The following is a 7229-nucleotide window of genomic DNA, read 5'->3' on the forward strand; positions in this document are numbered from 1 at the left end:
TCCAGACCGACGTCCTCCGCGAAGTCGGCCGTCTTGTCACCGGCCCACTCGATCGCGTCGCCGACCTTCTCCGCCCCGTCCTCGACGACGTCCTCCACGACGTCCGGAACGAAGTCCCGCCACCCCATCAGTGACCGCCCGCGTCACGCTTCGCCTGCTCCAGCAGGTCGTTCAGCGAACCGATCTTCCCGCTGGACTTCAGCTTCTCCCCCGTGTCCGACCAGGTCTGCCCGATGTCCTTGGAGCCCTTCTCGAAGGACTCCCGGCTGTAGTCGGGCTTGTAGACGTCCGCGGAGAAGATGTCCCCCCACTTCTTCTGCTCGATCTCGTCCTCACTGGCGTGCGGATTACCGTACGCGGCGTTCGCCACCACCTTGAACGACCCCTGGAGGTACTGCTCCTCCTCCCACACCGTGCCCGCCGCGATCCCCAGCGACCCCGCCAGCGTGCTCGCGTTCTGGATGAGGCTGCGCACACCCCACTCCCAGCGCTCGCAGAAGTCCTCGAAGTCCGTGGCCACCCCCGCGTGCCCGGCCTCCATCCCCGTCATCGACAGGTTCTCGAACCCCGCACCCATCGAGGCACCGGCCGCGTCCCCCGACTCCCGCAACTCACCGATCGCCGCCCGCAGACCGTCCTGAACGTTCCTGACCGCCGCCGGCGAGACCTCAAGATCCCCGTCACCCGCCATCAGGCCGCCTCCCCGCCACCGGCGAGATCCACCGCACTGCCGTCGGGAACGATCCCCGCGACCGGCGGGAAGAACATCGACCCCTCCGCGTCCGCCACGTTCACGGCCACACCCGCCGGGCCCTCCGCCATCGGCACCACCGCGTCCACCAGCCGCGCACCCAGCACCGAGAGGAACTCCCACTCCCGGCCGGCGTCCGCCTCGCCGCGCGCCGCCGCGAACCGCCCCAGCGCCTCCTCGTCGGTGAACGCGTAGATCCAGCGGATGCCACCCGACACCGCCGACATCAGCCCGCCGTCGGCGCCGTCCTCGAGCGGGACGAGCAGCACCGCCCGCCGGAACTCACCCACCAGCCGGGCAGGATCACCTGATCCGCCCCGTATCGCGGCGATTTCCCTGGTCAGTTCCATGGCCCGCATCCCCTCCAGCGCCGGTCGGCGTACCCGGAAGAGACGCTATCGGGACCCCCGCCGGTTCTGTCCAGGGCCGCGGTGAGGCCTATGTCACCGGGCGATCAAGCGTGGTTGACCGGGAGGACGTCCGGGGAGAGGGTGCCGGCGCGGGCGGAGGCCGAGGTCATGCGCTTGCGGTGGTGGCGGCGGCAGAGGACCTCGTAGCCGATCTCCCCGGCCGGACGGTTCACGTCGCCGACGACGACCTGGGCGCCCTCGACGACCATCTCGCCGTCTATCGTGCGGGCGTTGTGCGTGGCCCGGGCGCCGCACCAGCACAGGGCCTCGACCTGGAGCTGCTCCAGGCGGTCCGCCAGCTCGATCAGCCGCTGGGAGCCCGGGAACAGCTTGGTGCGGAAGTCCGTGGTGATGCCGAAGGCGAAGACGTCCAGGCCGAGCTCGTCGACGATCCGGGCCAGCTGGTCGATCTGCTCCGGGGCCAGGAACTGGGCCTCGTCCACGATCACGTAGTCCGCCTTGCCGCCCTTCGAGAGCTGCGCGACGAGGTACGCGTACAGGTCCATGTCCTCCGGCGCCTCGACCGCCTCCGTCACCAGACCCAGCCGGGACGACAGCTTGCCCTCGCCCGCCCGGTCGTCCCGGGTGAAGATCACGCCCTGAAGACCCCGCGCGTCGCGGTTATGGGCAATCTGGAGCGCCAAAGTGCTCTTTCCGCAGTCCATCGTTCCGGAGAAGAACACCAGCTCGGGCATGGGGAGTACGGGGCCTTTCGGGCGAGGGGGAACAGCGGGGGAGGCGGGGGGGCGGGCGAGTGCGCGGGTGGGTCGTCAGGAGCGGATTTCGAGCAGCGGGACGAGCTGCTCGGCGGCGGTCATGGAACCGTGCATTCCGGTGAGTGCCGACTCATTGGGCTCGTTGCGCGAAGCGGTGATCGCGACATCGGCCTGGGCCGCGGCGACCACGTCGCCGATCCGGCCGAGGACCCGCTCGTCGCACTCCCCCGGCGCCCCGAACCAGCCCAGCTCCAGGGCCTCTTCGCGACTGGCGATCCAGAAGCGGTCGCCGAGCACCTCGCGCCACACGGTCAGGACGTCGGCCTCGGCGCCCGGTACGGCGTACACGTGCCGGGCCCGGCCCTCGCCGCCCAACAGGGCCACGCCCGCGCCGAGTTCCCAGTCGTCGTCGTAGTCGATGCGGGAGTCCTCGTCGAACGGGACGTCCACCATGCCGTGGTCGGCGGTCACGTACAGCGCGGTGCGCGGCGGGAGCTGCTCGGCGAGCCGCTGGACGAGCCGGTCCACGTACATGAGCTGGCCGCGCCACGCGTCGGAGTCGACGCCGTGCCGGTGCCCGGCCCCGTCGAGCTCGCTGTAGTACGTGTACACGAGCGAGCGGTCGCCGGCCGAGAGGCGCTCGGCCGCGAGGTCCATGCGCTCCTCGCCGGTCATCCGGCCGAGGAACGTGCCGCCGCTCAGCGCGACCTTGGTGAGCGGGGTGGTCTGGAACGCGGGCGAGGACACCTGCGCGGTGGCCACTCCGGCCGCGTCCGCCTGCTGGAAGACCGTCGGGTACGGCTGCCAGGGCTTGGGCGAGGTCCACGGGTACCAGCGGAGCTGGTTCATCAGTTCGCCGGTGGCCGGATTGCGCACGGCGTAGCCGGGCAGGCCGTGGCGCGCGGGCGGCAGGCCGGTGCCGACCGAGGCCAGCGAGGTGGCGGTGGTCGCCGGGAAGCCCGCGGTGATGGGCCGGCCGGTGCCGCCGCGCGAGCTGCCGAGCAGGGAGGTGAGGTACGGGGCCTCGTCCGGGTGGGCCTTGATCTGCTCCCAGCCCATGCCGTCGACGAGGAACACGCAGTTCCGGTCGGCCGGGGTCAGCTCGGTGATCACGGACTCGAAGCCGGCCACGCCCTGCCCCGCGACGAGGGTGGGCAGCAGGTCGGCGAGCGAGCCGACGCCGTACTCCGGTACGGGGGCGCCGGCGAGGTCCAGCAGTTCCGGCTCGTCCTGCCAGCTCTGCGCGGCGGAGTACGCCATCAGCGGGCGGGGCCGGCGGACGTGGCCGCCGTGGCCTCGGACAGGGCCTGGGCGAAGAGGAGGGTCTGGCGGACCGCCTCCGGGCCGTCGCCCGCCTCGCTGACGCGCAGGCTGAGGTCGTCGGCGGTGGAGTTGCCGGTGTAGCCGTGGTCGGAGTCGCAGTTGGGGTCGCCGCAGGCGGCGGGCTCCAGGTCGATGCGCGAGACCGCGCCCCAGCCGATGGTCAGGACCACTTCGCGGGGCAGGGTGCCGGGAGTGTAGGACTCGGGGTTGGCCACGACGCGGCTGAGCACCACGGAGGAGATGCCGGACAGCTTGACCGACTCGGTGGAGGTCGTCGCGTACGGCGACGGGGACCCGGCGTCGGCGGCCTGCTCGTCGGTGTGGCTCACGATGAAACGGTTGCCCGTGAGGACCAGCACGGTGACATGCCGGCGCACCTCGTTGGAGTCGAAGGTCGTCTCCTGGTGGACCAGGTAGGACGAGATCGGCTCGCCGCCCACCGCGGCCTCCACGGCCTCGGCCACGAGGGCCGGGTAGTAGCCGCTGCGCTCGATCGCCGTGCGCAGCCCCTGGGTCGTCGTACCGGATTTCGCCATGAGGTCCATCTTAAGGCCCGTACGGGGCACCCCGGCCGCCCCCGGCGCCCCCGGACTTCCCCGCCCCCGGCTCAGTAGCTGGGCAGGGTCCGCGGCCCGAGGTCGCCGCGGGCGGGCGGGTGGGCGACGCGGACGGTCGCGCTGAGCACGGACAGCCCGTCGGTAGCGACGACCACGGGCTCCAGGTCCACCCCGACCACCTCCGGGTGGTCGTCGACCAGCCGGGACAGGCGCAGGAGCAGCTCCTCCAGCGCGGGGGTGTCCACGGGGGCGCTTCCGCGCCATCCGAAGAGCAGCGGGGCGGCGCGGATGGACCGGATCAGGCCTGCCGCGTCCCGGTCGGTGGCGGGGACCAGCCGGTGCGAGGTGTCGCCGAGCAGTTCGGAGGCGACTCCGGCGAGCCCGAAGGAGAGGACGGCGCCGGCCGCGGGGTCGATGACGGAGCGGACGACGGTGTCGACGCCCCGGGGCACCATCGCCTGGACCACGGGGAGCAGCTCCTGTGGCTTGCCGAGCGCGTCGGTGAGCTCCTCGTAGGCGCGGCGCAGCCCGGCCTCGGTGGTGAGGTCGAGGCGTACGCCGCCCAGGTCGGCGCGGTGGCGCAGGTGGGCGGCGGTGGTCTTGAGCGCGACGGGGTAGCCGAGGACCCGGGCGGCGCGGGCGGCGGCGTCCGCGCTGGGGGCGGGGAGGGTGGGGTGCACCCGGATCCCGTAACGGGCGAGCAGCTCGCGGGCGTCGGGGTCCTCCAGGGTCAGGACCTCCCGCTCCCCCACGCCGGCCAGCAGCCGGGACACCTGGGCGGCGGCGCCGTTCTCGTCGATGTCCTCGTACTCGGGCACCTGCCCGGGTTCGGCGATGGTACGGCGCCACTGTCCGTACCGGACCGCCTCGGCGACCGCCTTCACGGCCCGCTCGGCGGCGGGATAGCTGGGAATCCGGCTCTCGCCCGGCGCGCGGGGCGCGGGGCGGGCGGCGGTGGCCGACGCGGGCGCGGGCGTCGTGGCCGGCGCGGGCGCGGGTGCGACCGCTCCGGGCAGCGGCGGCGTCGCCGGGCCGGTGGCCGCCGAGAGGGCCTCGGCCAGCGCGCCCAGCTCCACGTGGACCACGGCCACCGGCTTGCCCGGATGTTCCCGGGCCGCCGCGCGCAGGGCCTCCGCCAGGTCGTCCGCCAGTGCGTGCTCGCTCACCCAGGGGATCGCGGTGACGACCACGGCGTCGTTGTCCGGCGAGGCCAGCGCCGCGGCGACCGCGGCGCGGAAGTCCTCCGGCGAGGCCGCCGTCGTCAGGTCCAGCGGCGGGAGCGGGAGCAGCCCCTCCGTGAGGCAGGCGTCGTAGGTGAGCACCCCGAGCGACTCGGAGTTCCCGAGGATCGCCACCCGGGGACCGGCCGGCACGGGCTGCGAGGCCAGCAGCAGGCCGACGTCCACCAGCTCCGTCACCGTGTCGACCCTGATCACGCCGGCCTGGCGCAGCAGCGCCGACACCGTCGCCTCGGGCAGCCGGGTGCCGGGGACCACGTGTCCGGCGGGGGTGTGGCGGCCGCCCTTGGCGACGACCACCGGTTTGACGGCGGCCGTGCGCCGGGCGAGCCGGGTGAACTTCCTCGGGTTGCCCAGGGTCTCCAGGTACATCAGCGCGACGTCGGTCGCGGCGTCGTCGTACCAGTACTGGAGGATGTCGTTGCCCGAGACGTCCGCCCGGTTCCCGGCGGAGACGAAGGAGGACAGTCCCTCCCCGCGCCGCAGCAGCCCCGAGAGCAGCGCGATGCCGATCGCTCCGGACTGGGTGAACAGGCCGACCCGTCCCCGCACGGGGGCCGGGGCGGGGGCGAGCGAGGCGTTCAGCTCCACCTCGGGCGCGGTGTTGATCACCCCGAAGGCGTTGGGCCCGATGAGCCGCATCCCGTACGAGCGCACCTGCCGCACCAGTTCGCGCTGGCGGGCCAGGCCCTCGGCGCCGCTCTCCCCGTAACCGGCGGACAGCACCACCAGGCCCTGCACCCCGTGGTCGCCGCAGGCGGCCACCGCCTCCGGGACCCGGTCCGCCGGGACCGCGATCACCGCGAGGTCCACCGGGGCGCCGATGTCGCCGACCGCGCGGTAGGCCCGTACGCCGTCCAGCAGGTCGGCTCCGGCCGCCTCGTTGACGGCGTAGAGGTGGCCGTGGAAGCCGCCGTCGCGCAGGTTGCGCAGGGCGGCCGCGCCCACTCCCGCGCCGGAGCGGCTGACTCCGATCACGGCCACGGAGCCGGGGGCGAGCAGCCGCTGCACGGAGCGGGCTTCGGCGCGCTGTTCGCGGGCACGCTGGACGGCGAGGGATTCGGCGGTGGGTTCGAGGTCGAGGGTGAGGTGGACGGAGCCGTCCTCGAAGCTGCGCTTCTGCTGGTAGCCGACGTCCGTGAACACCTTGATCATCTTGGTGTTGGCGGGCAGCACCTCGGCGACGAAGCGGCGGATTCCGCGCTCGCGCGCCACCGCGCCGATGTGTTCGAGCAGCGCGGAGGCCACGCCGCGCCCCTGGTGGGCGTCCTGGACGAGGAAGGCGACCTCGGCCTCGTCGGAGGGCCCGGTGGCCGAACGCCCGTCGGCACCGATCCGGTCGAAGCGGACGGTGGCGATGAACTCGCCGCCGATCGTCGCGGCGAGGCCGACGCGGTCCACGTAGTCGTGGTGCGTGAAGCGGCGCACGTCGCGGGCGGAGAGGCGGGGGTAGGGGGCGAAGAACCGGTAGTACTTCGACTCGTCGGAGACCTGCTCGTAGAAGCTGACCAGCCGGCCGGCGTCGTCGGTGGTGATGGGCCGGATCCGGGCGGTTCCGCCGTCGCGCAGGACGACGTCCGCTTCCCAGTGGTCCGGGTACGAGGGGTCCGACTCGGTGGTCATGGGGCCACTTTAGGGCGTGCCACGGTTCGAGTGGCCCGGGCGCGGCGCATCGGGCAAGCCGTCATGGATCAGGGCAAGCTGGGACAGGTCGAACGGCGGCACATTCGGGCCGAAGGTCGGTTCGACCATTCCGGACGTCGTGAGAGACTGGTCTAGACAACCGTAAGAACCTGAAGGGCATCACCATGGCAGAGCGCCGCGTCAACGTCGGGTGGGCCGAGGGCCTGCACGCTCGTCCCGCCTCGATCTTCGTCCGCGCGACGACCGCTTCCGGCGTCCCGGTGACCATCGCGAAGGCCGGCGGCGACCCCGTCAACGCCGCCTCCATGCTGGCGGTCCTGGGCCTGGGCGCCCAGGGCGGCGAGGAGATCGTGCTCACGTCCGAGGCCGACGGCGCCGAGGCCGCGCTGGACCGCCTCGCGAAGCTGGTCGCCGAGGGCCTCGACGAGCTCCCCGAGACCGTCTGACCCTTCGGGTTCGCCCGTACGACCCGTACGGCCCGTACGCAGAAGCGGGGGGGGCCCCCCCCCCCCCGGGGGCGAGGCGGACGCGGGGCGCGGAGGGGGGGGGGGGCGGGGGGGGTCGCGCCCGCGCGGGGCGGGGGGCCCCCC

Annotated in this window: 7 protein-coding genes; 1 reads left to right on the forward strand and 6 read right to left on the reverse strand. The window is 73.5% G+C overall.

Annotated elements, in window-relative coordinates; all coding sequences use genetic code 11:
* Positions 1-127: 127 nt before the first annotated feature.
* The 6 genes from ACWF9Z_RS28725 to ACWF9Z_RS28750 all read right to left on the reverse strand — a co-directional run bounded on the left by ACWF9Z_RS28725 (position 128) and on the right by ACWF9Z_RS28750 (position 6618).
* On the reverse strand, positions 128-691 hold the full coding sequence (locus ACWF9Z_RS28725; RefSeq protein ID WP_453606586.1) for a hypothetical protein: 564 nt from the start codon (positions 689-691) through the stop codon (positions 128-130).
* Positions 691-1101: an SseB family protein gene (locus tag ACWF9Z_RS28730; protein ID WP_453606589.1), complete on the reverse strand. Its 411-nt coding sequence runs from the start codon at positions 1099-1101 to the stop codon at positions 691-693. The genes ACWF9Z_RS28725 and ACWF9Z_RS28730 overlap by 1 nt, the downstream gene beginning before the upstream one ends.
* Positions 1102-1205: 104 nt before the next feature.
* Positions 1206-1856 carry a thymidine kinase gene (locus tag ACWF9Z_RS28735; RefSeq protein WP_453606592.1) on the reverse strand — a complete coding sequence of 217 codons (651 nt, stop codon included), beginning with the start codon at positions 1854-1856 and terminating at the stop codon, positions 1206-1208.
* A 75-nt stretch (positions 1857-1931) separates the two neighbouring features.
* Complete coding sequence (locus ACWF9Z_RS28740) at positions 1932-3137, reverse strand: alkaline phosphatase family protein (RefSeq protein ID WP_453606595.1); 1206 nt, start codon at positions 3135-3137, stop codon at positions 1932-1934.
* Positions 3137-3736, reverse strand: coding sequence for a DUF5998 family protein (locus ACWF9Z_RS28745; protein ID WP_214953196.1), 600 nt, complete (start codon positions 3734-3736; stop codon positions 3137-3139). The genes ACWF9Z_RS28740 and ACWF9Z_RS28745 overlap by 1 nt, the downstream gene beginning before the upstream one ends.
* 71 nt (positions 3737-3807) lie before the next feature.
* Positions 3808-6618 (reverse strand): bifunctional acetate--CoA ligase family protein/GNAT family N-acetyltransferase, encoded by a 2811-nt coding sequence (locus ACWF9Z_RS28750; protein ID WP_453606597.1) that lies wholly within the window; start codon positions 6616-6618, stop codon positions 3808-3810.
* 185 nt (positions 6619-6803) lie between these two features.
* Between ACWF9Z_RS28750 and ACWF9Z_RS28755 the strand changes: the two genes are divergently transcribed.
* On the forward strand, positions 6804-7085 hold the full coding sequence (locus tag ACWF9Z_RS28755) for an HPr family phosphocarrier protein (protein ID WP_453606599.1): 282 nt from the start codon (positions 6804-6806) through the stop codon (positions 7083-7085).
* Positions 7086-7229: the final 144 nt, after the last annotated feature.

The organism is Streptomyces sp. NPDC054961 (genome assembly GCF_053609145.1).